We start from the raw sequence: 26,351 nt of genomic DNA on the forward strand, positions 1-26,351 counted from the left end.
AGGGCGTGCAACCGCTGCCAGGATCCGTGGTGCCGCCCGAATTCGGCGCACCGTTCGACAACCACCTCGGGTTGGTCTTCACCGAGCTCACTGCAGACGGCGCGCGTGCGCAGCTCGAGGTTCAACCAAAACTGTTGCAGCCCTTCGGGATTGTGCATGGTGGTGTGTACTGCTCGATGGTCGAGAGCATGGCCAGTGTGGCCGCCTATACCTGGCTGAGCCAACACGGCGGCGGCGCCGTCGTCGGCGTCAACAACAACACCGACTTCCTGCGCGCCATCGGCAGCGGCATGGTGTACGGCCGGGCCGAACCGGTGCACCGCGGCCGGCTGCAGCAACTGTGGCTGGTCACGATCACCGGAGCCGACGAGCGGCTGGTCGCCCGCGGGCAGGTCCGGCTGCAAAACCTGGCAACGCCGCCGGGCTAGCTCGCCGCTTTGGTCGTCTCGCCCTGGTGCGCCTCGGCGGCCAACACCGCCAGCTGCTCGAGCCGGGTGCGGGCGAACGCCTGCTGCTCGGTGATCGTCAGTTGGCCGCGGCGGCCGCTCAAGAACGTCACCATCCACGACAACACCGTGGTGACCTTGTTCTTGAAGCCGATCAGGTAGACCAAGTGCAGCATCAACCACGCCAGCCAGGCGATGAGGCCACCGAATTCCAGCGGGCCGATTTTGGCCACCGCGGAATACCGCGACACGGTGGCCATCGAGCCCTTGTCGAAGTACTGGAACGGCTCGCGCTCGGCCGGATTGGCCCCGGCGAGCTCGGCCTTGATCGTGGTGGCGGCGTACTTGGCGCCCTGGATGGCGCCCTGCGCGACGCCCGGCACGCCGTCGACGGCCGCCATGTCGCCGACCACGAACACGTTCGGATGGCCCGGGATGGTCAGGTCGGGCAGCACCTTCACCCGGCCGGCGCGGTCGAGTTCGACACCCGATTGGCGGGCCAGATCCCGGCCCAGCGGGCTGGCGGACACCCCGGCCGACCACACCTTGCACGCCGACTCGATGCGCCGGATGGTTCCGTCGGAGTCCTTGACCGTGATGCCGTTGCGGTCGACGTCGGTGACCATCGCGCCCAATTGGATTTCGACGCCCATTTTCTCCAGCCGCGCGGCGGCCTTCTTGCCGAGCTTCTCACCCATCGGCGGCAGGACCGCGGGGGCGGCGTCGAGCAGGATCACTCGTGCCTTGGTCGGATCAATGTGGCGGAACGTGCCTTTCAGCGTGTACTCGGCAAGCTCGGCAATTTGACCGGCCATCTCCACACCGGTCGGACCGGCACCGACCACGGTGAAAGTCAGTAGCTTCTTTCGCCGCTCGGGATCGTTGGACCGTTCCGCTTGCTCGAACGCGCTCAAGATGCGACCGCGCAGCTCCAGCGCGTCGTCGATCGACTTCATTCCCGGAGCGAACTCGGCGAAATGGTCGTTGCCGAAGTACGACTGGCCCGCGCCGGCGGCGATGATCAGGCTGTCGTACGGGGTTTCGTAGGTGTGGCCGAGCAACTCCGAGACGACGAACTTGCCGGCCAGGTCGATGTGGGTGACGTCGCCGAGCAGCACCTGGACGTTGCGCTGTTTGCGCAGGATGACGCGGGTCGGTGGCGCGATGGCGCCTTCGGCCACGATGCCGGTCGCGACCTGGTACAGCATCGGCTGGAACAGGTGATGGGTGGTGCGGGCGATCAGCTTGATGTCGACGTCGGCGCGCTTGAGCTTTTTGACCGCGTTCAGCCCGCCGAATCCGGATCCAATGACGACGACACGATGGCGGCGATTGGGTGCAGCAGTGTCTTCGGGTTGGGCACTCATGGTGGGGGTTGCTCCTCGACGGCGACTGCGTTCATTAATACGGTAGTCGCCCGCGTTGGCCGCAATCGACGCCGACGCTGTGTGATCAGCCACACCAGTGCCCTGGATCGTGACGTGGCTCGCGGCGCCATAGCGGGTATCCGAAGCAATGTCAAAGGAGGCGCAAATGGCAAAAGATCACGGTCCAAGCGTCAAAAACGACAAGCAATATGAGGGCTTGCGCAAGAAAGGAATGAGCAAGTCTCGGGCAGCGGCGATTTCGAATTCGCCCGGCTCATCCAGTCGAGGCGGCAAGAGCTCAGGCAGCAGCCAAAGCAAACGCAGCAGCGGTTCAGGCAGCGGCGGGAACACCTCCCAGAAAAAGGCCGCCGGCCGCAAGGGTGGCAAGAAGTCGAGCTAGGCGACCAGCGGCAGTAGGGCCTCGCCGGCCGCGGCGATAACGCCGGGTGTGTAGAACGGCATGTTGATGATGACGGTGTCGATTCCGGCGTCCAGCACCTTGGCTTGTACCTGTTCGCCGATGTAGTCCGGGCTGCCCGCCAGCATCCGCCCGCTCATCTCGGCCGGGATCTGGTCCGGTTTGGCGTTCTCGTCGACCAGCACGGTGAGCAGCATGCTGGTCTGCAGCGTCGACCGGTCACGGCCGGCCTCGTCACAGCGTTTGGCCAGCGCGTCGAGCTTGCCCCGTAGCTCGTCGAAGCCGCCGATGATGTTGAGGTGGTCGGCGTAGCGCGCGGCGATGGAAAACGTCTTCTTCTCGCCGCTGCCCCCGATCAGGATCGGGATGCGGTCGCGGTAACGGGGATTCGCGATGGCCGATTCGGTCGTGTACCAGTCGCCGGAGAACGTCGACGGCTCGCCCTTGATCATCGGGTCCAGAATCTTCAATGCCTCCTCCAGCCGGTTGAACCGGTCGGTGAAGGAACCGAATTCGAAGCCCAGCTGACGATGTTCGAGCTCGAACCAGCCGGTACCTACGCTGAGGATCGCCCGGCCGGCGCTGACCACATCCAACGTTGTGATGATCTTTGCCAGCAACGTCGGGTTCCGGTAGGTGTTGCCAGTTATCAAGGCGCCCAATTGAACTCGCTCGGTGGCTGTCGCCAAGGCGCCCAATGCCGTGTAAGCCTCCAGCATCGGCTGGTCAGGAGAGCCCAGCATGGGCAGCTGGTAGAAGTGGTCCATCACGAAAACCGCGTCGAATCCAGCGGATTCGGCCTCGCGAGCTTGCGCGATCACAGTGGGGAAGAGCTGCTCGACGCCGGTGCCGTAGCTGAAGTTCGGGATCTGTAATCCCAGCCGAATAGTCACGCTACGTACCGTAGCGTCAACAACAGCTACGCGAAATGCGCCAGCGCGCCGTGGCTGACGTGCAGCAGCTGGCCGGTGATGTGGCGAGCCGCCGGAGTGGTGAGGAACAGCGCCATCCGGGCGACCTCGGCGGCGGCCGGTGGCGGCGTGCTACTCAGGCCCTCGTAGCCGGGCTGCGCGCTGCGGCCCGCCGCGACGGCGTTGATCGTGATGCCGCGGGTGCCGAACACCGTTGACTGGCCGGCGACCCAGTTGGCGAGCGCGGCCTTGACCGCGGCGTCGGCGCTGCCGGGGTGCGGGTTTTCCGGCACGACGCTGACGATCGAACCGCCCGACCGCAGATGGTCGCCGACGGCCTGCACGGTCAGCACCGCCGAGAGCACGGTGGCGTCCAGCGCGCTGCGCCACGCGCCGGCCAGGTCGGCCAGCGTGTAGGCCCGCGGGTCACCGGCGTCCCACCGCGGCGCCGGCACGTTGACGATCGTGTCCAGGTGATGCGGGAACAGGCCGCGGACCTCGGTCAGGCTTTCCGGGTCGGTGACGTCGCAGACGATGGCGTCGGCGTCGAGCTCCTTGGCGGCCACCTCCAGGTCGTCGCGGCGCGCGCCGACCAGCGTCACCTTGTGGCCGGCATCGCGAAAGCCTTCGGCAACGACGCGCCCCTGTTCGGTGTCGCCCCCGGTGACCAGCACCTCCACCGCCATGACCTCCTCGTGTTAGCGCTGAATCCAGCTAGAGCTCAGCGCATGATGGCGTCGATCCCGGTCAATGTTACTGGACAGTAGCTACCCGCGGAACTCCGGACGCGCCACCGAAGCGGACAACATTGGATAACGGTTCGACCGTCGCGCGACGGCCTCCGCGACCAGCTAGGTTTGACGGCATGCGTCGGTCCTGGCTGCTCGCCGGCTTTGCGTCGTTGCTCGTGGTCGCGAATCTGGCCGGGTGTGGTTCGAAATCCTCGTCCCCGTCGGCGTCGACGTCGTCGTCAGCGCCGCCGCCCGGGCAGTCGATCCTGGTGTTTGCCGCCGCCTCGCTGAAGCCGTCGTTCACCCAGATCGGTGAGCACTTCAAGACCGACAACCCCGGCGCCAGCGTCGATTTCAATTTCGCGGGCTCCTCGGAGCTGGCGACGCAGCTGACGCAGGGCGCCGCCGCGGACGTCTTCGCATCGGCGGACACCGCGCAAATGGACACCGTCGCCAGCGCCGGACTGCTCAACGGAACTCCGGTCAATTTCGCGTCGAACACCTTGGTCATCGTGACGGCGCCGGGTAATCCGAAGAAGGTCGAGTCGTTCGCCGACCTCGCCAAACCGGGGCTCAGCGTGGTGGTGTGCCAGCAGCCGGTTCCCTGCGGAGCCGCCGCGCAGCGCATCGAGGACAAGACGGGCGTGCATCTCAGCCCGGTCAGCGAGGAACCGAATGTGACCGACGTCCTGGGCAAGGTGACCAGCGGGCAGGCCGACGCCGGGCTGGTCTACATCACCGACGCGGTCAACGCCGGCGACAAGGTCGCGACGGTGAAGTTTCCCGAGTCCGCCGACGCGGTCAACGTCTATCCGATCGCGGTGCTCAAGAAGGCACCCCACGCCGCGCTGGCGCAGAAGTTCGTCGACCTGGTGACCGGCGAAACCGGGCAGAAGATCCTGGACCAGGCCGGATTCGCCAAGCCCTGACGAGCAGCGTTGAACGCGCCATCGGGACTGCCGCGCTGGGTGTATCTCCCCGCCGCCGCGGGGATGGTGTTCGTCGTGCTGCCGCTGCTGGCCGTCGCGGTCAAGGTCGACTGGCCGCATTTCTGGTCGCTGATCACGAGCCCGTCGTCGCGCACGGCGCTGCTGCTGAGCATCAAGACGGCGGCCGCCAGCACCGCCCTGTGCGTGCTGCTCGGCGTACCGATGGCGTTGGTGCTGGCACGCAGCCGCGCGCGGCTGGTGCGGTGGCTGCGACCGGCCATCCTGCTGCCGCTGGTGTTGCCGCCCGTGGTCGGTGGCATCGCGCTGCTGTACGCGTTCGGGCGGCTCGGGCTGATCGGACGGTACCTGGACGCGGCGGGCATCAGCATCGCGTTCACCACCACCGCGGTGGTGCTGGCGCAGACGTTCGTCTCGCTGCCGTTTCTGGTCATCGCGCTGGAGGGCGCGGCCCGCACGGCGGGCGCCGACTACGAGGTGGTGGCGGCGACGCTGGGTGCCCGGCCGGGGACGGTGTGGTGGCGGGTGACGCTGCCGCTGCTGTTGCCCGGTCTGGTTTCGGGTGCGGTGCTGGCGTTCGCCCGTTCGCTCGGGGAATTCGGTGCGACGCTGACGTTCGCCGGCTCGCGCCAAGGCGTGACGCGGACGCTGCCGCTGGAGATCTATCTGCAGCGGGTCAGTGACGCCGACGCGGCGGTCGCCTTGTCGATTCTGTTGGTGGTGGTCGCGGCGGTCGTGGTGCTCGGGGTGGGCAGCCGCCGCCTGACCGGAGTCGGTGCCGGATGACCGCATTGCAGCTTCGTGCCGTGGTCGCCGAACGCCAGCTGGACGTGGAGTTCTCGGTATCCCCGGGCGAAGTGCTGGCCATGCTGGGACCGAATGGGGCCGGCAAGTCGACGGCGTTGCATGTGATCGCGGGGCTGGTTCGGCCCGATGCGGGGCATGTCCGGCTGGGCGATCGCACGCTCACCGACACCGCTATCGGGTTGCACATGGCGACCCATCGGCGCCGTGTCGGGCTGCTGCTGCAGGATCCGCTGCTGTTTCCGCACATGAGCGTGGCGGCCAATGTGGCGTTCGGACCGCACAGCCGTCGCCGCGGATGGCGGGGGATGCGCGGCGCGGGGCGAGCCTCGGCGATGCATTGGCTGCGCGAGGTGGACGCCGAGCAACTGGCCGATCGCCGGCCGCGTCAACTTTCCGGCGGCCAGGCTCAGCGGGTGGCGATCGCGCGGGCATTGGCCGCCGAACCCGACGTGCTGCTACTCGACGAGCCGCTGTCGGGTCTCGACGTCGCGGCGGCCGCGGGCATCCGCGGGCTGCTCCGCAAGATCGTCACCCGGGACGCACGCGCCACCATCCTGGTGACGCACGACCTGCTGGACGTCGTCACGCTGGCCGATCGGGTGCTGGTGCTCGAGTCGGGGAAGATCGCCGAAATCGGCTCGGCGGCTGAGGTTTTGGCAGCGCCGCGCAGCCATTTCGGCGCGCGGATCGCCGGTGTCAATCTGGTCAACGGAACGATCGGCGACGACGGCAGTCTGCGGGACTGCGCGGGGAACCACTGGCACGGAACCGCGGTCGACGAACTGGCCGGAGGACAGCATGCGGTGGCGGTATTCACTCCGGCGGCGGTGGCCGTATACCGGGATCCGCCGCAGGGCAGCCCCCGCAATACCGTCGAGCAGACCGTCGCCGAGCTGGACACCCGTGGACCTGCCGTTCGCGTGCGCGGCGCGGACCAACCGGATGGCGCGCCGGGCCTGGCCGCCGATGTCACGGCCGAGGCCGCCGCCGAGCTGCGGCTGACCCCCGGCCAGGCCGTCTGGTTCTCGGTCAAGGCTCAAGAGGTGGCGTTTTACACCGCACCGGCGCATCGCCGCGCCGCGCCTGCATAACAGCTGGCAAACAAATCACAATGTCAGCAATCCACACTTGCGTCACGGCTGTAACACGGTAGGTTCGTCGCCATGAAGCAGGTGGACTCAACCTCGACACGTCCTAGGGCCTTCTGGGCAATGCTGGCAACCGCCGCGATAACCGGCGCCAGCGCCGCCACGATCGCATTGCCGGCAACGACAGCGAGCGCCGATCCGGTACCGCCGCCCGGCACCACTACACCGGCGCCCCCGCCGCCAGGGGGTGCCAACGCGGCGCCCGACACCGCGCCCGGGCCGGGCGGCCCGAGCGCTGCGCCGCCGACCGCCGACCCCGTCGCCGCTCCGCCGGCAACGGACCCCAACGCGACGCCGCCGGTGGCCGAACCCAACGCACCCGAACCCGGCCGCGTCGACAACCCGCCGGGCGGGTTCAGCTACGTCATTCCGGCCGGCTGGGTGGAATCGGATGCCACCCACCTCGACTACGGGTCGGCGCTGTTGAGCAAGGAGACCGGCCCGCCGCCCGCGCCCGGGCAGCCGCCCGCCGTCGCCAACGACACCCGCATCGTGCTCGGCAAGCTGGACCAAAAGCTTTATGCCAGCGCCGAAGCCGACAACGCCAAGGCCGCCACCCGGCTGGCCTCGGACATGGGTGAGTTCTTCATGCCCTACCCAGGCACCCGGATCAACCAGGCGAATGTCCCGCTGGCCGGTAACGGCGTCTCGGGCAGCGCGTCGTACTACGAGGTGAAGTTCAGCGACGCCAGCAAGCCGAACGGCCAGATCTGGACGGGCGTAATCGGTCCGAGCAACCCGACCGCGGCGCAAAGCGCACAAAAGCAGCGCTGGTTCGTGGTGTGGCTGGGTACGTCCAATGACCCGGTGGACCAAAACGCGGCCAAGGTGTTGGCCGAGTCGGTCCGCCCGATCGGCGCGCCACCGGCCGCAGCGCCGGGCACAGCCCCGGCTCCGGGAGCACCGGCAGCGCCGCCGGCAGCCCCGCCTGCCGCGCCGGGAGCACCAGCACCGGCGCCCAACGCTCCGGCGCCCAACGCTCCGCAACAGCAGCCGGCTCCGGCTCCCGCCGGGGAACAAGGTCCGGTCACGACCTCGGCGACGGGAACCACGCGCACAGCGTGATCGACCGCGTCCACTGTTGCCGACAAATGGTTACGCTGACGCGGTGTATCGAATAGCAGTCCAGCAGCGGGCTCAACGTCTCGCCGTCCTGCTTGCAGGCCAATAGTCAAAGGAGCTGGCCGTGGTCTTGCACATCATTTGGATGATCATCCTGGGTCTCATCGTCGGTGCCGTCGCGCGGCTTATCGTGCCCGGCAGGCAGTCCATGGGTTTGATCGCAACGGCAGTGCTCGGGATCGTGGGAGCCTACGTCGGCGGCACGCTGGGCAGCGTGGTGTTCCCGCCGCACCAATTCGACATTCACCCGCCGATAAAACACTCCTTCTTGGGTGCGTTGGTCGGCGCGGTGATCTTGCTGCTGATCTACAAGTTCGTCACCTCGCGCACACGAACCCTTTAGCTACGCGGCTGGCTTCAGTTAAGTCGACCCGTGTCCAATATGGCTGCCGAATCGTTACGCTGACGCGGTATACCGAGTGACAGGCCAGCGGAAGCGCTGGACTTGCCTCCGACAGCAAGGAGATCCGGATGTACGTCACGGCAGCAACCGAGTTCCTCGCCCTGAATCTCAACGGAAAGACCGGTATCGGTTGGATCGGGTACATCATCATCGGAGGCATCGCCGGTTGGCTCGCGAGCAAGTTCGTCAAGGGCGGCGGCTCCGGGATCCTGATGGACATCGTGATTGGTGTCGTCGGCGCATTCATTGCCGGCCTCGTACTCAACCTGCTCGGCGTTGACGTCAACAGCGGCGGATATTGGTTCACCTTCTTCGTTGCATTGGGCGGGGCCATCGTGCTGCTCTGGCTGGTGCGTCTGGTGCGACGGACCTGACGCGTAACCCGTTGCGGCTGTTGGCCGGCCGCCAGCCTCTCGCCGCCGCGGCATGATGGAGTGATGGCGTCCGAGCCGGTTACCCCCACGATGAGTGCGTGGCGGGTGCGCAAACCCGGCCCAATGAACACCGGGCCGCTGGAACGGGTCACCGCCGAGGTGCCGCGTCCCGAGCCGTCCGAGTTGCTGGTGGCCGTGCGTGCCTGCGGGGTGTGTCGCACCGACCTGCACGTCACCGAGGGCGACCTGCCGGTGCACCGTGAGCAGGTGACGCCGGGGCACGAGGTGGTCGGGGAGGTCGTCGAGGTCGGAGCCGACGCCGGCGACGAGTTCGCCGTCGGTGACCGGGTCGGGATCGCGTGGCTGCGCCACACCTGCGGGACGTGCAAATACTGTCGCCGCGGCGACGAGAATTTGTGCCCGCAATCCCGCTACACGGGCTGGGATGCCGACGGCGGGTATGCCGAATTCGCCACGGTGCCTGCGGCTTTCGCCCACCACTTGCCGAGCGGCTACCGCGACAGCGAACTGGCGCCGCTGCTGTGCGCCGGCATCATCGGCTACCGTTCGCTGTTGCGCGCCGAGTTGCCGCCGGGTGGCCGGCTGGGTCTCTACGGATTCGGCGGCAGCGCCCACATCACCGCACAGGTCGCGGTGGCGCAAGGCGCGGAGTTACATGTGATGACCCGCGGCGCCAAAGCACGAGAGCTCGCGCTGGAACTGGGCGCCGCCTCCGCGCAAGGCGCCGCCGACCCGCCGCCGGTACCACTCGACGCGGCGATCCTGTTCGCCCCGGTCGGCGACCTGGTGCTGCCCGCGCTGGAAGCGCTGGACCGCGGCGGCACGCTGGCGATCGCCGGCATCCACCTCAGCGACATCCCGACCCTCAACTACCAGCGACACCTGTTCCAGGAGCGCCAGATTCGCTCCGTGACGTCGAACACCCGCGCCGACGCCCGGGCCTTCCTCGAGTTCGCCGGCCAGCATCACATCAACGTGACCACACCGGAATACCCTCTGGGCCAAGCAGATCGGGCGCTCACCGATCTCAGCGAGGGCCGCATCGCCGGGGCGGCGGTTCTGCTGGTTTAGGCGCGATAATCGTCGCTCAGCGCACAAAACCGCGCCGAAATCACGTGGACAGGTGCCACACCAGCGCGGCGGCCAAGGCGCCCAACCCGTTGCACGACCAGTGCAATGCGATCGGCGCGATCAGGCTTCCGCTGCGCCGCCGCAGCCAGCTGAACACGAAGCCCGCCACGGCCGTAGCGCACACCGCCAACGTCACTCCGGCCAGCATGCCGACAATCCCGCCGCCGAACAGCCGGGTGAAGCCGACGTTGCTGCTGGTCAGTCCCAACGACGTTGCGACGTGCCACAGTCCGAACAGCAGCGACCCCGCCACCGCGACACCGCGAAATCCCCACGCCCGGTTCAACGCTCCGTGCAGCACCCCGCGGAACGCCAGCTCCTCCGGGATCACCGTCTGCAGCGGAATGATGATCATCGACGCGATCAGTGCGCCCGAGATCGTCGCGTAGTGGTTGTTCATGAACATCGGCCGAGTGATCGGCAGCGCCACACCGACCGCGATCACCGACATCACGACGGTCACGGCGGCCAGCGCATAACCCAACCCCGCCCGCCAGTGTTCGCGACCGAGGCCGAGCTCGGCCCAGCCTAAACCGTTGCAGCGCAGCAGGATTACCAAGCCGACGGCGGCGGCCGGCACGGTGACCAGACCCGCCCACGGCGTGGTGAAGTGCGCTATCAGGTTGGTCAGCGCCAACACCACGACGACGACGGCAACGTCGACGTACACCCGAAAGCGGTGCAGCGCCGAAAGCTGCACCGCCAGCGGGTGTGGTTCGGTGGCCATTTCCTTAGGTTACCCACCTCCACCCGGCAATAGCCGGGTCGTCCTCCCCGTGCTCACGCGTGTAACGCCGCGCGGCCAGTCGGGCGTCGGCCATCCGCTGACGCAGCACGGCGGCGCGGTTGCCCAGCCCGTCGACCCGGTCGATCACATCCATCACCAGGTGGAACCGGTCGAGATCGTTGAGCATCACCATGTCGAACGGCGTCGTGGTGGTGCCGCGCTCGCTGTACCCGCGCACATGCATGTGGTCGTGGTTGGCGCGGCGATACGTCAGCCGGTGGATCAGCCACGGGTAGCCGTGGTAGGCGAAGATCACCGGCGTGTCGGCGCCGAACAGTGCGTCGAATTCGCTGTCTGGCAGCCCGTGCGGATGCTCGGATTCCGGCTGCAGCCGCATGATGTCGACGACGTTGATCACCCGCACAGCCAGGTCGGGCAGTTCGCGTCGCAGGATGTCGGCGGCGGCCAGCGTCTCCAGCGTCGGAATGTCTCCGGCGCAAGCCAATACGACGTCGGGCTCGGCAGTCGCCGTGCTGGCCCACTGCCAGATGCCCAGGCCACGGGTGCAGTGCGCGATCGCCTCCTCGATGCTCAGGTAGGCCAGCGCGGGCTGCTTGCCGGCGACGATCACGTTGACGTAGTCGCGGCTGCGCAGGCAGTGGTCGGCCACCGACAGCAGCGTGTTGCCGTCCGGCGGCAGGTAGACGCGCACGATCTCCGCACGCTTGTTGGCCACCAGGTCGATGAATCCCGGGTCCTGGTGGGAAGCGCCGTTGTGGTCCTGCCGCCACACGTGCGAGGTCAGCAGGTAGTTCAGCGACGCGATCGGCCGCCGCCACGACAGCTCGCGGCAGGTGGCCAGCCATTTGGCGTGCTGGTTGAACATCGAGTCGACGATGTGCACGAACGCCTCGTAGCAGTTGAACAGCCCGTGCCGGCCGGTCAGCAGGTAGCCCTCCAACCAGCCTTGGCACAGATGCTCGGAGAGCACCTCCATCACCCGGCCGTCGGGCGCCAGGTGCTCGTCGTCGGGCAGCGTCTCGGACAGCCACACCTTGTCGGTCGACCCGTACACCGCGTCCAGTCGGTTGGAGGCCGTTTCGTCGGGGCCCATCAGCCGGAACCGGTCGGGGTTGCGGGCGATCACGTCGCGCAGGAAGGCGCCCAGTACCCGGGTGGCTTCATGGGTCTGCGTGCCCGGCTTCGAGACGTCCACCGCGTAGTCGCGAAAGTCCGGCAGGTCCAGGTCGTGTAGCAGCAGACCGCCGTTGGCGTGGGGGTTGGCGCTCATCCGGCGCTCCCCGCTGGGCGCCAGCGCGCGCAGCTCCGGACGCAGCCGGCCGTCGTCGTCGAACAGCTCCCCGGGCCGGTAGCTGCGCAGCCACTCCTCGAGTTGCGCGCGGTGGGCGGGGTTGTCGTGGGTCTCGGCCAGCGGAACCTGGTGCGAGCGCCAGGTGCCCTCGACCTGCTTGCCGTCGACCACCTTCGGCCCGGTCCAGCCCTTGGGGGTGCGCAGCACGATCATCGGCCACACCGGCCGCTCGGTGGTCGCGCCGCTGCGGGCGTCGCGCTGAATGGTCGCGATGTCATCGAACGCGTCATCGAGCGCGGCGGCCAGCTGCTGGTGCACATTGGCCGGGTCGTCACCCGCTACGGTGATCGGCCGATAGCCGTAGCCGCGCAGCAGCGACTCGAGCTCGTCGTGCGGGATGCGGGCCAGCACTGTCGGGTTGGCGATCTTGTAGCCGTTGAGATGCAGGATCGGCAACACCGCGCCGTCGCGGGCCGGGTTGAGGAACTTGTTGGAATGCCAGCTGGCGGCCAACGGCCCGGTTTCGGCTTCCCCGTCGCCGACCACGCAGGCCACCACCAGATCGGGGTTGTCGAACGCCGCGCCGTACGCATGCACCAGGGCATAGCCCAGCTCGCCGCCCTCGTGGATGGAACCCGGCGTCTGGGCTGCCACGTGACTGGGCACGCCGCCGGGAAAAGAGAACTGGCGGAACAGCTTTCGCATCCCCTCGGCGTCCTCTTCGATCCCGGTGTACACCTCGCTGTAGGTGCCTTCCAGGTACGCGTTGGCGACGAGTGCGGGGCCGCCGTGCCCGGGTCCGGTGATGAAGATTGCGTTGGCGTCGCGGGTGCGAATGACCCGGTTCAGGTGCGCATAGATCAGGTTCAGCCCCGGGGTGGTGCCCCAGTGGCCGAGCAGCCGCGGCTTGACGTGCTCGGGCGTCAGCGGTTCGCGCAGCAGCGGATTGTCCAGCAGATAGATCTGGCCGACCGACAGGTAGTTGGCGGCGCGCCAGTAGGCGTCGATGAGGGCGAGTTCGTAGTCGGAGAGGGTGGCCGGTGTCGCGGTTGGCAGACTCATCCGTCCGATTGTCCCGACGGTCACGAAAACCCGCCAACTACGCTGAAGCCATGGTCGAGGGTCTGCTGGCATCGCTGCGGGTGCTCGACCTGGCCGGCGACGACGCCGACGCGGTGGGCCGGATATTCGCCGACCTGGGCGCCGACGTGCTCAAAGTGGAGCCGCCGGGCGGCAGTCCGTCACGCACCCGGCTGCCGTCGCTGAATGGGCACAGCCTGCCGTTCGCGCTGCACAACGCCAACAAACGCAGCACCGTGCTCGACCCGTCCGACGCAGCGGACCGCGCTCGCTTCCTCGAGCTGGCGGCCGGCGCCGACGTCGTCGTCGACAGCGGTCAGGCCATCGCCTACGGCGCGTCGTCCGCCGAACTGGCCGACCGGTATCCGCATCTGGTCGCGTTGTCGGTCACCGATTTCGGTGCGACGGGCCCGCGGTCGTCATGGCAGGCCACCGACCCCGTCTTCTACGCGTTGTCCGGCTCGCTGTCGCGCTCGGGTCCCACCACCGGCACACCGGTGCTGCCGCCGGACGGGATCGCGTCGGCCACCGCCGCCGTGCAGGCCACCTGGGCCGCTCTGGTCGCCTATTACAACCGGTTACGTTGCGGCACAGGCGATTACATCGACTTCTCTCGCTTCGACGCCGTCGTCATGGCGCTCGACCCGGCGTTCGGCACGCACGGGCAGGCCGCCGCCGGCGTCCGTCGCCCGAATCGGTGGCGGGGGCGGCCGCGGAACCAGGACGCCTACCCGATCTACCCCTGCAAGGACGGCTACGTCCGGATCTGTGTGATGTCGCCGCGGCAGTGGCGCGGCCTGCGGCGGTGGCTGGGGGAGCCCGAGGAATTCCAGGATCCTCGCTACGACGTGATCGCCGCGCGGTTCGCCGCCTGGCCGCAGATCAGCGTGCTGATCGCGAAGCTGTTCGCCGGCCGGACGATGAAGGAGCTGGTGTCGGCCGGGCAGGCCAACGGTGTGCCGATCGCGGCGGTGCTCTCACCGGCGCAAATCCTTGCCTCCGACCACTTTCGATCGGTCGGGGCCGTCACCGAAACCGAACTCGTCCCCGGCGTGCGCACCACGATCCCGGTCGGCTACTTCTCGATAGACGGCCGGCACAGCGGTTTTCGTGCACCCGCTCCCGCGCCCGGCAGTGACGAAGCGTCCTGGCGGGCCGATTCGCCGCCCGGCACGACGCGCCAGAAGACTGCCCTCCCGTTCGACGGGCTGCGGATCGTCGACCTCGGCATCATCGTGGCCGGCGGCGAATGCAGCCGGCTGTTCGGTGATCTGGGCGCCGAGGTCATCAAGGTCGAAAGCGCCGCCTACCCGGACGGATTGCGTCAGGCCCGCGCCGGCGAGGCGATGAGCGAGTCGTTCGCCTGGGCGCACCGCAACAACCTCGGGCTCGGACTGGACCTGCGCAGCACAGCGGGTAAAAGAGTCTTCGGCCGCCTGGTCGCGAACGCCGACGCGGTGTTCGCCAACTTCAAGCCGGGAACTCTTGCCGCACTTGGTTTCCCGTACCAGGCGCTGCGTGACCTCAACCCACGGATCGTGCTCGCCGAGAGCAGCGCGTTCGGCGATGCCGGCCCCTGGAGCACCCGGATGGGCTACGGCCCGCTGGTGCGGGCGACCACCGGGGTCACCAAGCTGTGGACGTCCGAGGAGGCCGCCGCCGACACCACGCGGCACCCGTTTTACGACGCGACGACGATCTTTCCCGACCACGTGGTCGGACGGATCACCGCGATCGGGGCGCTGGCCGCGCTGATTCATCGCGACCGCACCGGTTCCGGTAGCCGCGTTCATGTTTCGCAGGCCGCGGCCGTCGTGAACCAGCTCGACACCCTGTATGTCGCCGAGGCGGCGCGCGCGGCCGGCCGGGCTGAGGTACGCGACGACGTCAGCGTGCACGCCGTCTACCCCTGCGCCGGCGACGACGAGTGGTGCGTCATCTCCATCCGCAACGACACCGATTGGCGCGCTGCCGCAAGGGTTTTCGGCGAATGCGCGACGATCTCGGACTGGACCCGCACGCGCACCCCGGCGCAGGTCGCCGAAGCGCTGCAGTCGGTCGGAGTTCCCGCCGGGCCGATGAACCGCCCACCTGACGTTCTGGAAGACCCGCAGCTGTTGCACCGAAAGTTGTTCAGCCCCATGAGCCATCCGCTGTTCGACCACCCGCTGCCGGCCGAAACCGGCCCGGCGCCGTTTCGCCACATCCCCCCGGCGCCGCAGCGGCCCGCGCCGCTGCCCGGTCAGGACACCCGCGAGATCTGCCGCAAGGTGCTGCAGATGAGCAGCGAGGAAACCGAGCAGCTGATCAACGACGGCGTATTGTTTGCAGCCATTTAGACTCCTCTGCGAGCGTGCACAAAGGTACGGCAGTTACGGCGTGTCGCCGTACAAACACGCACGCTCGCGCTCGTGAAAGGTTCTCAACGCATGCCCGTCGACCCGCGGACACCGGTGCTGATCGGCTACGGCCAGGTCAACCAGCTCGAGGACAACCCGGACATCGAACCCGTCGACCTGATGGTCGCCGCCGCCCGCGAGGCCGCCGACCAGCGGGTGCTCGCCGCGGTGGACTCGATTCGGGTGGTGAACCTGTTGTCGGCACGCTACCGCGACCCCGGCCTGCTGCTCGGGCAGCGCGTCGGCGCCGACAACCCGGCCACCCGCTACAGCGGCGTGGGCGGCAACGTCCCACAGACGCTGGTGAACCAGGCCTGCCTGGACATTCAGCACGGGCGCACCGACGTGACGCTGGTGGCAGGCGCCGAAGCCTGGCGCACCAGGATGCAGTTGAAGGCGCAGGGCCGCCGGCTGACCTGGACCGAGCAAGACGAATCGGTTCCGATCGCGCCGGGCGGTGACGACAACGTCCCGATGGCCGGGCCCGCCGAGGAACGCATCGAACTCGCCCGCCCGGCCCACGTCTACCCGCTGTTCGAACAGGCACTGCGGATCAGCACCGGCGAGCCGATCGAGGACCACCGCAGGCGCATCGGCGAGCTGTGGGCACGGTTCAACGCCGTCGCCGTAGCTAATCCGCATGCCTGGATCCGCAAACCCCTTGCCGCCGAGGAGATTTGGCAGGCCGGTCCGACCAACCGGATGATCAGCTGGCCCTACACCAAGCTGATGAACTCCAACAACATGGTCGACCAGGGCGCCGTGCTGGTGCTGGCCTCGGCGGAGGCCGCGACCCGCCTGCAGATCCCTGCCGACCGCTGGGTCTACCCGTATGCCGGCACCGACGCACACGACACCTACGCGATCAGCGAGCGGGCCGAACTGCACCGCTGCCCGGCGATCCGGATCGGTGGCGCCCGCGCGCTGGAACTAGCCGGACTCGGTGTCGACGACGTCGACTACGTCGACCTGTATTCGTGCTTCCCGTCCGCGGTCCAGATCGCGGCAGCCGAACTCGGGCTGCCGGTCGACGACCCGAGCCGGCCGCTGACCGTAACCGGTGGGCTGACGTTCGCGGGTGGGCCGTGGAGCAACTACGTCACGCACTCGATTGCGACGATGGCCGAATTGCTGATCGCCAACCCCGGCCGTCGCGGCCTGATCACCGCCAACGGCGGCTATCTGACCAAGCACAGCTTCGGTGTGTACGGCACCGAGCCGCCGGCATCGCAATTCCGTTGGGAGGACGTGCAATCCGTCGTCGATCGGGAACCGACCCGACCGGCGCTGGTCGAATGGGACGGCGTGGGGACCGTCGAATCGTGGACCACGCCGTTCGACCGGGACGGCCGCCCGGAGAAGGCGTATGTGGCGGTTCGCACCCCCGACGAGTCGCGCACGCTGGCGGTGATCGCCGATGCGGCGGCGGCCGAGGCGACGGCGCACGACGACATCGCCGGCGCCAAGGTCACCGTCCGCCCCGATGGCACGGCCACTTTGCGCTAGGTAGGTCACGAAATCGACGTCAGGGTGTCCAAAGCTTGCTGGGAACCCTCACCGCGCGCCTATTGTCGGGGTAGACGGGGAGGTGAGCAGTATGCGGATCCTGGTCACCGGCGCCACCGGGATGATGGGTCGCACACTGGCCCGGCAGTTGATCGCCGCCGGACACGCAGTCAATGGCATCGCACGACATCCGCACGACAACCTGGATCCCGAGGTCGATTTTGTTTGCGCGCGGCTGGGCGGGCCGGTTCTGCAACAGCTCTGCGACGAGTCGCACGTGGTAGTGCACCTCGCCCCGGTCGATCCGACCGCGCCCGGCACCGCCGGCATCAACGGGTTGGTGCACGTCGCACACGCCGCCGCGCGTGCCGGTGCCCGGTTGATCTTCGTATCGCAGGCTGCCGGAGAACCGGAGCTGTACCAGCAGGCCGAGAAGCTGGTGTCCACCGGCTGGGCGCCGAGCTTGATCGTCCGGGTGGCGCCGCTGGTGGGCCGCCAACTCGACTGGGCGGTATGCCGCACCGTGGCCACCGTGATGCGCGGCAAGGAGTCGCTGCGGCCGGTGCGGCTGCTGCACGTCGACGACCTGGTCCGCTTCCTGGTGATCGCGGCGACCGCCACCACCACCGGTGTCGTGGATGTCGCCACCACGGACACCACCAACATGGTTGTCGCGCGACACCTGCTGCGCGCCGCAGACCAGCGGCCCCGACCGCACCGGCTTCCCACCTGGGCAGAGCTCACGCCGGACATGGATCTTGCTGCGCTGCAAGAGGATTGGCAGTTCGAGCTCGGTTGGTCAGCCGCTGACGCCCTCGCCGACACCGCGCGCGGCCTGTGCGGCCGCAAACTCGACGCCGGCGGCGCCGTCGACCTTCCGGGCCATCTGCCGCTGCCGTCTGAGCCGGTGCCGCGCTCCGGCCCGCCCGACGGAACACCGCTGCAGTGTGCGGCGCCGGACGGGCTGGAGGGCGAATTCGACGACCGGATCGATCCCCGGTTCCCGGTCTTCGCCGCCTCGACACTGGCCGAGGCGCTGCCGGGCCCGTTGACGCCGATGACGCTCGACGTCCAGTTGTCCGGCTTGCGGATGGCCAACCGGGTGATGGGTCAGGTGATGGCGCTGGGCGGCGTGATGGCCGCCGAGTGGGGCAGCCGCGCCATCGCGGTGTTCGGCCATCGGCCCTACGTCGGGGTATCGGCCGGCGTGATCGCGGCCGGTCAGCTGCCCGGCTGGGACGAGAGTGCGGTCCTGCAGCATTCGCTGGGCGACACCCCGGTCGGAGAACTGTTGCCGCTGGGCCGTCCACCGCTGGCCGGTGGGCTGCTGGGATCGGCGGCCAAGGCCGTCGTCGTCACCCGGGCAGTGGCGATGCTGCGTCATCTGAAAGCCGACACGCAGGCCTACAGCGCGGCGGCGACGGCCGAGCATCTCGACGCGGCGCAGCTGTCCTCGTTGTCCGAAGCTGCCCTGCAGGCACGCATTTGCCTGCTGCGCGACCGGATTCACCAGGGGTGGCGGCTGACCGCGCTGTGGCTGATCGACAGCGGCGTCACCGCGGCGGCGCTGGAGCGCACCGACTCTCACGCGCCGGTGCCGGGCGTCGAGGCGCTGATGGACAGCGGACGCATCGCGACCGAGACCGCAGCCCTGGAGGCGGTGCTGCGGCGCGACCCGCGGGTGTGCGCGCTGGCGGCCGAGGGCGATATCGACAGCGTTCGCGCGCTGTCGCTGAGTGCTTCCGCCGAAATCAAGGCGGTGATGGCCCGGATTTCCCACCGGGGGCCGGGCGACGCCGAACTGGCAAACCCCGTCTTCGGCGATGATCCGGCCAGGTTGCTCATTGCCACCGCACGTGCGGCGGCGGCACCGATCGATGCCGCGTCGCCCCCGGACGTATTCGCAGAAACACTCCCGGAGCGGATGGCGGCCAACGCCCGGTCATCCCGAGAGCTGGCGCACGACACCACCATGCGGTTCACCCACGAATTGCGAATGACCTTGCGTGAGTTCGGGTCTCGACGACTGGCGGCTGACCTGATCGACGCGGTGGACGACGTGTACTACCTGACCTGCGACGAACTGCTCACCATGCCGGGCGACGCCCGACTGCGGATCAAGCGGCGCCGCACCGAGCGGGAACGGTTGCAGGCGCTGCGGCTACCCGACGTCATCGACCACAGCTGGCGGCCGCTCGACGTCAGCTGATCAGTCCGGCCAGCGCAACCTGCGGATCGGCCAGCCGGTCGGGGTCGACCGGATTCTGCGAGCGGATCAGGGTTTTGACGTCGTCGAGCACGTCCCAGATGTTGACGTTCATCCCGGCCAGCACCCGGTTTTCGGCGTCGAGCCAGAAGGCGACGAACTCGCGGCCGTCGAGGTCGCCGCGAAACACCACCCGGTCGTAGCTCGGTGCATAGCCGACGTACTCCATGCCCAGGTCGTACTGGTCGGTGAAAAAGTATGGCAGCTCGGCGTATTCGCCCGGGTTTCCGAGCATTCCGTCGACGGCCACCGCGGGCTGCTTGAGCGCGTTGGCCCAGTGCTCGGTGCGGATGCGGGTGCGGTACAGCGGATGCTCCGCAGCGGCGATGTCGCCGACGGCGTAGATGTCGGCGGCGCTGCTGCGCAACGACGGGTCGACCAGCACGCCGCCGTCACCCATCGACAGCCCGGCTTCCTGTGCCAGCTCGATGTTGGGCTGGGCGCCGACGGCCACCAGCACAGCATCGGCGCTAACCGTCGACCCGTCACCCAGCTTGAGGCCGGTGGCCTTCCCGTCTGCGGTCGTGATCTCACCGACCTGGGTCTGCAACCGCAGGTCGACACCGTGGTCGCGATGCAGAGCGGCGAACACCGTGCCGACCTCTTCGCCGAGCGCGGCCAGCAGCGGCAGTTTTGCGGTCTCGACCACGGTGACGTCGACGCCGCGCTGGCGGGCGCTGGCGGCTACCTCCAGGCCAATCCACCCGGCGCCTACCACCGCGAGCGACGACCCTTCGGCCAGAATGGAATTCAGCGCCGACGCGTCTTCGAACGTCCGCAGATAGTGAACCCCTGCCGCGTCGGCTCCGGACATCGGCAAACGCCGGGACCGCGACCCGGTGGCCAGCAAGAGTTTGTCGTAGCCGACGGCGGTGTCGTCGCCCAGACTGACGCTGCGCGCGGACGCATCGACCGCGACGGCCCGGGCGCCCAGCCGCAGATCGATGTCGTGGTCGGTGTACCAAGCCGACTCGTGCACGGTGAAATCGGTGAGCGATTTCTTGCCGGCCAGAAACTCCTTCGACAACGGCGGTCGCTCGTAGGGCAAATGTTCTTCTTCGGCAACCAGGACGACGCGGCCGTCGAAGTCTTTGTCACGCAATGCTTCTGCGGCTTTTGCTCCGGCGAGCCCGCCGCCGACGATGACGAATGTGGTTGAGCTGGCCATGGCGTCCACCCTACTCGGCTGCACTCAGCGCAAAAGGTCCTTGAGCAAAAGCGCATTGCGCACGGCGTGACCGTGCGGGTCGTTGTTGAAGTACATCCACACGTCGCGGCCTTCGCGGTCCCAGCCGGCGATCCGCTCGGCCCAGCGCCGCAACTCGTCGTCCGGGTAGGAGCCGGCGTACATCGAATCCGGATCCGGGCCGTGCATCCGGATGTACACAAAATCGGTGGTGGCGCGGGGGATACACGGCAGTCCGGCCCCGCTCATCACCACATATGCGGCATTGCGTCGTTCCAGCAGCGCATACACGCCCGCGTCGTTCCACGACGGGTGGCGCAACTCGACGGCCACCCGTATCCATGCCGGCATGCTCGCCAGAAACGAATCGAGCCGCTCGTCGTCGCGGCGCTGCTCGGGATGCAACTGCACCAACAGCACACCGCGCCGATCACCCAATGTCTGCCAACAACGTTCGAACCGCTCGATCCACGGCTCCGGCGAGGACAGCCGGCGGTAGTGGGTCAGGCCGCGATGCGCCTTCACCGACATCGCGAACCCGTTCGGCAGCTGCCGGCGCCACCCGTCGAACGTCGAATCCTTGGGCCAGCGATAGAAACTGGCGTTCAGCTCGACGGTGTCGAACACCTCGATGTAGCGGGCCAACCGCCGCGCCGACGGCAGGCCCCGCGGGTAGAGCACGTCGGCCCAGTGGTCGTAGGACCATCCGGAGGTGCCGATCCGTATCGTCACCGGCGGCTCAACCGGTCACCTGCCGCCGGATGTCGGCGTCCAGCGAGGCCCGCACCAACGCGGCGGCCAGGCGTGCGTTGGCGCGCGGCGCCAGCGAACCCAGTTCGTTGGGATCGGCGGGCAGGCCCAATTTCTTGGCCGCGCCGATCGCCCGCTTGTCGAAATACGGCCGCGCCCAAGCCCATACGTCTTGCACCTCGCGCAGGAAGATGTCGGCGCCGGTGGCACCGATGCCGTTGAACTGCTTGAGCAGGCCGGCGGCCGCGCGCACATCGTGGTCGCTGCGGCGGGCCAGTTCGCGCAGATCACCGGAGTACTCGTCGCGGACCCGCTCAGCCATGTCGGTGAGGCGGGTGGCCGAGCTTTCGTCGTAGCGCACGTAGTGGGCGCGACCGAACGCGGCGATCATCGTGCGCCGATTCGACGCCAGCACGGCTTTCGGCGTCCGCAGGCCGTCTTTGAACAGTTCGCGTCCGGCGCGCATCGCGATCGACGCGTCGATCGGCTTGCTGGCCAGCATGCACAGCACCAGCAGCTGAAATAGCGGCATCGGCTTGTCGGCAATCGTTACGCCCGCCTCAGCGGCGTATGTGGTGCCCGCGGCCTTCAGCAGCCGTCGGACCGCCTGGGCGTGCTTGTCCATACCGCACGGTGTACCCGTTTAGCGCCGAGCGGACGCGGCGGTCAGTCCAGGTCGACCCGGATGGTCAGCAGGTCGCTGCCCACCGCGCGGACGACGGCGCTGTTGAGCGCCGGCAGGCTGCGCAGCCGCGCTTTCGCGTCGTCGTCGGGCAGCAGATGGGCGGTTCCGCTGCGCCACCGGCCGCGCACCCGCACCCGCACCGCGGGATTGGCCTTGATGTTGCGCACGTAGTCGGAGCGCTCGCCGTGCTCGGAGACCATCCAGAACTGGTTGTCGATCACCCGGCCGCCGACCGCGGTGCGCCTCGGCTGGCCGGACTTACGGCCGATGGTTTCCAGCATGGTCACCGGCATCTTCCGGCCGACCGGGTTGACGACGAGCCGCTGCGCGCCATGAACCAGGCGCTGTTTCAGGTTGTCCACGCCCGCGAACGTTACGCCGCCGCCAGCTCCACATCTGCCGGTTCCAGTGCCTGCGCGACGATGTCGGCGACGTCGGTCACCGGCTTGACATCCAGCGCCTCGAGCACCTCGACGGGCACGTCGTCCAAGTCCGGCTCGTTGCGCGCCGGGATGAACACCGTCGACAGCCCGGCGCGCTGCGCGGCCAGCAGCTTCTGCTTGACGCCGCCGATCGGCAGCACCCGGCCGTTCAGCGTCACCTCGCCGGTCATCCCGACGTCGGCGCGCACCTGCCGGCCGGTGGCCATCGACACCAGCGCGGTCACCATCGTCACACCCGCCGACGGCCCGTCCTTGGGCACCGCGCCGGCGGGGACGTGCACGTGGATGCGCCGGTCCAGCGCCGCGGGGTCGACGCCCAACTCCGCCGCGTGCGAGCGCACATAGGACAGCGCGATCTGCGCGGATTCCTTCATCACGTCACCGAGCTGACCGGTCAGCTGCAATCCGGGCTCGCCGTCGTTGGCGCTGGCCTCGATGTAGAGCACGTCGCCGCCCAGACCGGTCACGGCCAGGCCGGTCGCCACCCCCGGCACCGCCGTGCGTTCGGCCGACTCGGGGGTGAACCGTGGCCGGCCCAGGTAGCCGACCAGGTCGGGCTCGTCGATGGTCACCGGATCCTCAGCGATCTTGGTGGTGACCTTGCGCAGCGCCTTGGCCAGCAGCCGCTCGAACTGCCGCACACCGGGTTCGCGGGTGTAGTCGGCGGCGATCTTGCGCAGCGCCGCGTCGGTGATGCTGACCTCGTCGGCACTCAGCCCGGCCCGTTCGCGCTGCCGCGGCAACAGGAAGTCGCGGGCGATGGCCAGCTTGTCGTCCTCGGTGTAGCCGTCGATGGTCACCAGCTCCATGCGGTCCAGCAGCGCGGACGGGATGTTCTCGACGACGTTGGCCGTCGCCAGGAACACCACGTCGGACAAGTCCAAGTCCAGGTCCAGGTAGTGGTCCCGGAACGTGTGGTTTTGCGCCGGGTCGAGCACCTCCAGCAGCGCCGCCGCGGGATCGCCGCGGAAGTCGGAGCCGACCTTGTCGATTTCATCCAGCAGCACAACGGGATTCATCGACCCGGCTTCGCCGATGGCCCGCACGATGCGGCCCGGCAGCGCGCCGACGTAGGTGCGCCGGTGTCCGCGGATCTCGGCCTCGTCGCGCACGCCGCCCAGCGCGACGCGGACGAACTTGCGGCCCAGCGCGCGGGCCACGCTCTCACCCAGCGAGGTCTTGCCGACGCCGGGCGGGCCGGCCAGCACCATCACCGCGCCGGAACCCCGGCCGCCGACCACCTGCAGCCCGCGCTGGGCGCGACGCGCCCGCACGGCCAGGTACTCGACGATGCGGTCTTTGACGTCGTCCAGACCGTGGTGGTCGGCATCGAGGATCTCTCGCGCGGCCGCCAGGTCGGTGGAGTCCTCGGTCTTGACGTTCCAGGGCAGGTCGAGCACGGTGTCCAGCCAAGTCCGGATCCAGCCGCCTTCGGGGCTTTGCTCGCTGGTGCGTTCCAGCTTGCCGACCTCCCGAAGTGCGGCTTCGCGCACCTCATCCGGCAGATCGGCGGCCTCGATGCGGGCCCGGTAGTCGTCGGAGCCGTCGGCATCGTCTTCGCCGAGTTCCTTGCGGATCGCGGCCAGTTGCTGACGCAGCAAGAACTCTTTCTGCTGCTTTTCCATGCCGGTCCGGACATCCTCGGCGATCTTGTCGTTGACCTCGACCTCGGCCAGGTGGTCGCTGGTCCAGTCGATCAGCACGCGCAGCCGCTCGGCCACGTCCTCGGTTTCCAGCAGCTGGCGCTTCTGCACGTCGGTCAGATATGACGCGTACCCGGACGTGTCGGCCAGCGCCGACGGGTCGGTGATGCGGTTGACGACGTCGACGATCTGCCACGCCTCACGCCGCTGGAGCATCGCCACCAGCAGTTTCTTGTATTCCGCGGCCAGAGCGCGGGTCTCGTCGCTGGGCTCGCGTTCGGCGACCTCGGTCACCTCGACCCACAGCGCCGCGCCCGGGCCGCTGGCGCCGACGCCGATGTGCGCCCGCTGCTCGCCGCGCACGACGGCGGCGGTACCGCCGCCGGCGATGCGCCCGACCTGCAGAATCGTCGCCAGCACGCCGTAGGACGGGTAGCGGTCCTCGAGCCGCGGCGCGATCAGCAGCTTCCCAGACTCGCTGGCGCGGGCTGCGTCGACGGCCGCCCGGGCGGCCTCGTCGAGCGCGATCGGCACCACCATGCCGGGCAGCACGATCGGGTCGCTGACAAACAAAACGGGCACTGATTTGGCTTCAGCCATCAATCCTCCAAAGTTAAGCCTGATGCGCTCAACCTTGGCTGGACGGCATTTGTTCCCGGCTGCGCTGACGGGCGCGGAAGGCTTGCACCTTGGCGCGGTTGCAGCAGGTGCTCATCCCACACCACTGCCTGTTCCTGGCCCGCGACGAATCCAGGTACAGGCGTGTGCAGCCCGGGTGGACACAACGCTTGACGTTGTCGATATCGGCGCCGGCGACCAGGTCGAGTAGGTCCGCGGCCAGGGTGGCCAGCAGCTGTGATGCGGTGCCCTCGCGTCGCACGGATCCCGTCCGCAGCAACCGCGGTGTGAGCTGCGGCCGGGATGCGCACTCGTTGAGGAGGTTGACGTCGGCGACAGCGGGCCGACGGCCCTCGATCCGGGCGATGACGGTCCGGTAGATGGCTTCGCGCAGCGCGACGGCGGTCGCGAGATCGCTGTCGGTGACATCGGTGGCCCCATCCAGCAGCCCGGCTTGAATTGCCCAGTCCGACAGCAGTTTCGGGTGCGTCAGTAGGTCTTCAGGCCCCGAGTCGCGGCGCTTCACGGTGCCCGCGAAGTCCAGGCAGAGGCGGCCGCTGAGGTAGACGAACTTCACGAGTAACCACCTTGACAGGTTTCACTGTCAGGTGCAAGCTGTAACTGCCTAATACGGTTACAAAGTCGAGCGGGCGTGAACCGGGCGGCCGTTTCAAACGTCTTACCTGCGTAACCAGGCGCCGTATACGGAAGGTGAAAGGAGCCAACCCGTATGGACCTCTACCGCATCACCCACCCGCTGAGGTTGGCCAAGGGATCCCACCAGCCTGGTTCGGGCAAAGGCTGCGCGATGAACGTGATTTCCTACATCAACGGCGACGAGCAGATCACCGACTTTCCGGCGTGCTCGGCCCGGCCGCTGAGCCTGCTCGTCCAATCCAGCAACGACCTGTTGGCCGGACCTGACGGGTACTTGTCGCCGGAAAACAGCGTGCTCGCCCTCGACCTTGCCTGGCGGACGGTGGGAACCGCTGATGTCCCCGACGCCGTCGTTCACGCATGGCTGGCCGAACTGCTGACCAATCCGACGTGGGGTGTGCTGCGCTACGCGAAAATCACTGCGGTCAAGGCGATTCTCGACATTGCCGAGCTGCATCGCGCCGCCGCGTCGGGAAGCATGCCGCCCGCAGCCGCCTGGGAAGCTGCCGAGCGCGCCGCCCGCTCGCTAACCCCCACCCTCGACGCCGCCGGGGCGTATGCACTGCGGGCCGCCTACGAATCGACAGCGCTGGTGGACACCCGCCTTCGGATGACGGTCGAGGAAGTGACCGCTCATGCCGTGCATGCCCACGCGTTGGCAGCGCGCGGCAGCACGGCGAACCGCATCGTCGAGGTCACCGGCCACGCAATCGACTCGTGGCGCCGGCTGGCCGGGCTGGACGGCTCACCCTCCTTTAGCCACACCACTCGCGCACATCGTCCGGATAGTCATCGAGCGGTCCAACACAGCGCTGCCCTGGCGGGTAGTTGACGCGGGCATTCATCAGATCGCAGGGGATGTAGACCTGCTTGCCCTTGGGAGTGTTGCTCAAGCACTGCGCCGGCGGGTCCGCATGAGCCGGGACCGGGACGAGAACCGTCACCGCCACGACACCGAGCACCCACAACACACGGCGATAGCTCATGGGAACTCCTTTGCCGACGCCGAACTACAAAAGAGTGTTCTGAGTTGGATTAGGAGCATACCTCGCCCGAACAGAATGCCGGGGATGAAAGTTGAAAAAGTGAATTTCCCCGTTTCCTCCGAAAAACGCCTACTAGATGAGTGATTCCTATCCCGGTCAGTGGTCGTAGGCGATCAGTGATCGTTTGGTGGGGGTGTTGATTTTCCAGTTGTGCCAGATCACGGCGGCCAGTGCGAGTAAGCGTTGAGCGATGCGGGCGACCACACC

At 68.1% G+C, this 26,351-nt stretch carries 24 protein-coding genes and 1 pseudogene; 13 read left to right on the top strand and 12 right to left on the bottom strand.

Annotated features, from left to right (window positions below):
• Window positions 1-5 precede the first annotated feature (5 nt).
• Window positions 6-428 (top strand): PaaI family thioesterase, encoded by a 423-nt coding sequence (locus AWC14_RS01345; RefSeq protein ID WP_045381157.1) that lies wholly within the window; start codon window positions 6-8, stop codon window positions 426-428.
• On the opposite strand, the gene AWC14_RS01350 is transcribed toward AWC14_RS01345, so the two are convergent.
• Entirely contained in the window at window positions 425-1,813 is a 1,389-nt protein-coding gene (locus tag AWC14_RS01350; RefSeq protein ID WP_045381154.1) for an NAD(P)/FAD-dependent oxidoreductase, read from the bottom strand. The two genes, AWC14_RS01345 and AWC14_RS01350, sit on opposite strands and share 4 nt — an antisense overlap.
• A 166-nt stretch (window positions 1,814-1,979) precedes the next feature.
• Between AWC14_RS01350 and AWC14_RS01355 the strand changes: the two genes are divergently transcribed.
• Window positions 1,980-2,213: a DUF7218 family protein gene (locus AWC14_RS01355; RefSeq protein WP_045381189.1), complete on the top strand. Its 234-nt coding sequence runs from the start codon at window positions 1,980-1,982 to the stop codon at window positions 2,211-2,213.
• Here the strand turns inward: AWC14_RS01355 and AWC14_RS01360 are convergent.
• Window positions 2,210-3,124: an LLM class F420-dependent oxidoreductase gene (locus AWC14_RS01360; RefSeq protein ID WP_045381151.1), complete on the bottom strand. Its 915-nt coding sequence runs from the start codon at window positions 3,122-3,124 to the stop codon at window positions 2,210-2,212. The genes AWC14_RS01355 and AWC14_RS01360 overlap by 4 nt on opposite strands.
• 26 nt (window positions 3,125-3,150) lie before the next feature.
• Complete coding sequence (locus AWC14_RS01365) at window positions 3,151-3,828, bottom strand: SDR family oxidoreductase (protein ID WP_045381148.1); 678 nt, start codon at window positions 3,826-3,828, stop codon at window positions 3,151-3,153.
• 179 nt (window positions 3,829-4,007) lie between these two features.
• Here AWC14_RS01365 and modA point away from each other — a divergent pair, with 179 nt between their 5' ends.
• The 7 genes from modA (at window position 4,008) to AWC14_RS01400 (ending at window position 9,766) form a co-directional block, all read left to right on the top strand.
• On the top strand, window positions 4,008-4,802 hold the full coding sequence (gene modA, locus AWC14_RS01370; RefSeq protein ID WP_045381146.1) for a molybdate ABC transporter substrate-binding protein: 795 nt from the start codon (window positions 4,008-4,010) through the stop codon (window positions 4,800-4,802).
• Between the two features lie 63 nt (window positions 4,803-4,865).
• On the top strand, window positions 4,866-5,606 hold the full coding sequence (locus AWC14_RS01375; RefSeq protein WP_428838929.1) for an ABC transporter permease: 741 nt from the start codon (window positions 4,866-4,868) through the stop codon (window positions 5,604-5,606).
• Window positions 5,603-6,718 carry a sulfate/molybdate ABC transporter ATP-binding protein gene (locus AWC14_RS01380; RefSeq protein WP_045381140.1) on the top strand — a complete coding sequence of 372 codons (1,116 nt, stop codon included), beginning with the start codon at window positions 5,603-5,605 and terminating at the stop codon, window positions 6,716-6,718. The genes AWC14_RS01375 and AWC14_RS01380 overlap by 4 nt, the downstream gene beginning before the upstream one ends.
• Before the next feature lie 72 nt (window positions 6,719-6,790).
• Window positions 6,791-7,840: an alanine and proline-rich secreted protein Apa gene (locus AWC14_RS01385; RefSeq protein WP_045381137.1), complete on the top strand. Its 1,050-nt coding sequence runs from the start codon at window positions 6,791-6,793 to the stop codon at window positions 7,838-7,840.
• 121 nt (window positions 7,841-7,961) lie between these two features.
• Window positions 7,962-8,240: a GlsB/YeaQ/YmgE family stress response membrane protein gene (locus AWC14_RS01390; protein WP_045381134.1), complete on the top strand. Its 279-nt coding sequence runs from the start codon at window positions 7,962-7,964 to the stop codon at window positions 8,238-8,240.
• Between the two features lie 128 nt (window positions 8,241-8,368).
• Window positions 8,369-8,674: a GlsB/YeaQ/YmgE family stress response membrane protein gene (locus tag AWC14_RS01395; protein ID WP_045381131.1), complete on the top strand. Its 306-nt coding sequence runs from the start codon at window positions 8,369-8,371 to the stop codon at window positions 8,672-8,674.
• Window positions 8,675-8,737: 63 nt separating this feature from the next.
• Window positions 8,738-9,766, top strand: coding sequence for a zinc-binding alcohol dehydrogenase family protein (locus AWC14_RS01400; RefSeq protein ID WP_045381128.1), 1,029 nt, complete (start codon window positions 8,738-8,740; stop codon window positions 9,764-9,766).
• 40 nt (window positions 9,767-9,806) lie between these two features.
• Here AWC14_RS01400 and AWC14_RS01405 read toward each other — a convergent pair whose 3' ends face one another.
• Window positions 9,807-10,553, bottom strand: coding sequence for a CPBP family intramembrane glutamic endopeptidase (locus AWC14_RS01405; protein ID WP_045381125.1), 747 nt, complete (start codon window positions 10,551-10,553; stop codon window positions 9,807-9,809).
• Between the two features lie 4 nt (window positions 10,554-10,557).
• Window positions 10,558-12,927, bottom strand: coding sequence for a phosphoketolase family protein (locus AWC14_RS01410; protein ID WP_045381122.1), 2,370 nt, complete (start codon window positions 12,925-12,927; stop codon window positions 10,558-10,560).
• 50 nt (window positions 12,928-12,977) lie between these two features.
• Here AWC14_RS01410 and AWC14_RS01415 point away from each other — a divergent pair, with 50 nt between their 5' ends.
• From AWC14_RS01415 to AWC14_RS01425, 3 genes are all read left to right on the top strand, one after another.
• Window positions 12,978-15,284, top strand: coding sequence for a CaiB/BaiF CoA transferase family protein (locus AWC14_RS01415; RefSeq protein WP_057003352.1), 2,307 nt, complete (start codon window positions 12,978-12,980; stop codon window positions 15,282-15,284).
• A 90-nt stretch (window positions 15,285-15,374) separates the two neighbouring features.
• Complete coding sequence (locus AWC14_RS01420; protein WP_045381119.1) at window positions 15,375-16,850, top strand: acetyl-CoA acetyltransferase; 1,476 nt, start codon at window positions 15,375-15,377, stop codon at window positions 16,848-16,850.
• Window positions 16,851-16,941: 91 nt separating this feature from the next.
• Window positions 16,942-19,059, top strand: coding sequence for an NAD-dependent epimerase/dehydratase family protein (locus AWC14_RS01425; RefSeq protein ID WP_045381116.1), 2,118 nt, complete (start codon window positions 16,942-16,944; stop codon window positions 19,057-19,059).
• Here AWC14_RS01425 and AWC14_RS01430 read toward each other — a convergent pair.
• The 6 genes from AWC14_RS01430 to AWC14_RS01455 are packed head-to-tail and all read right to left on the bottom strand — an operon-like array spanning window position 19,052 to window position 25,018.
• Window positions 19,052-20,284 (bottom strand): NAD(P)/FAD-dependent oxidoreductase, encoded by a 1,233-nt coding sequence (locus AWC14_RS01430; protein WP_045381186.1) that lies wholly within the window; start codon window positions 20,282-20,284, stop codon window positions 19,052-19,054. The two genes, AWC14_RS01425 and AWC14_RS01430, sit on opposite strands and share 8 nt — an antisense overlap.
• A gap of 24 nt (window positions 20,285-20,308) precedes the next feature.
• A complete protein-coding gene (locus AWC14_RS01435; protein ID WP_045381113.1) occupies window positions 20,309-21,034 on the bottom strand; it encodes a DUF72 domain-containing protein in 726 nt (241 codons plus the stop codon).
• A gap of 7 nt (window positions 21,035-21,041) precedes the next feature.
• On the bottom strand, window positions 21,042-21,677 hold the full coding sequence (locus tag AWC14_RS01440; protein ID WP_045381110.1) for a hypothetical protein: 636 nt from the start codon (window positions 21,675-21,677) through the stop codon (window positions 21,042-21,044).
• 41 nt (window positions 21,678-21,718) lie between these two features.
• Entirely contained in the window at window positions 21,719-22,099 is a 381-nt protein-coding gene (locus tag AWC14_RS01445) for a nitroreductase/quinone reductase family protein (RefSeq protein WP_142281503.1), read from the bottom strand.
• 11 nt (window positions 22,100-22,110) lie between these two features.
• Window positions 22,111-24,423 carry an endopeptidase La gene (gene lon, locus AWC14_RS01450; RefSeq protein ID WP_045381107.1) on the bottom strand — a complete coding sequence of 771 codons (2,313 nt, stop codon included), beginning with the start codon at window positions 24,421-24,423 and terminating at the stop codon, window positions 22,111-22,113.
• Window positions 24,424-24,451: 28 nt separating this feature from the next.
• Window positions 24,452-25,018: a CGNR zinc finger domain-containing protein gene (locus AWC14_RS01455; RefSeq protein ID WP_085240921.1), complete on the bottom strand. Its 567-nt coding sequence runs from the start codon at window positions 25,016-25,018 to the stop codon at window positions 24,452-24,454.
• Between the two features lie 153 nt (window positions 25,019-25,171).
• On the opposite strand from AWC14_RS01455, the gene AWC14_RS29345 reads away from it, so the two are divergent.
• On the top strand, window positions 25,172-25,930 hold the full coding sequence (locus AWC14_RS29345) for a hypothetical protein (RefSeq protein WP_235215966.1): 759 nt from the start codon (window positions 25,172-25,174) through the stop codon (window positions 25,928-25,930).
• Window positions 25,931-26,240: 310 nt separating this feature from the next.
• Here the strand turns inward: AWC14_RS29345 and AWC14_RS27875 are convergent.
• Window positions 26,241-26,351: pseudogene (locus tag AWC14_RS27875) on the bottom strand (IS982 family transposase); the annotation flags it as partial.

The organism is Mycobacterium kyorinense, assembly GCF_002101735.1.
Lineage (GTDB): Bacteria > Actinomycetota > Actinomycetes > Mycobacteriales > Mycobacteriaceae > Mycobacterium > Mycobacterium kyorinense.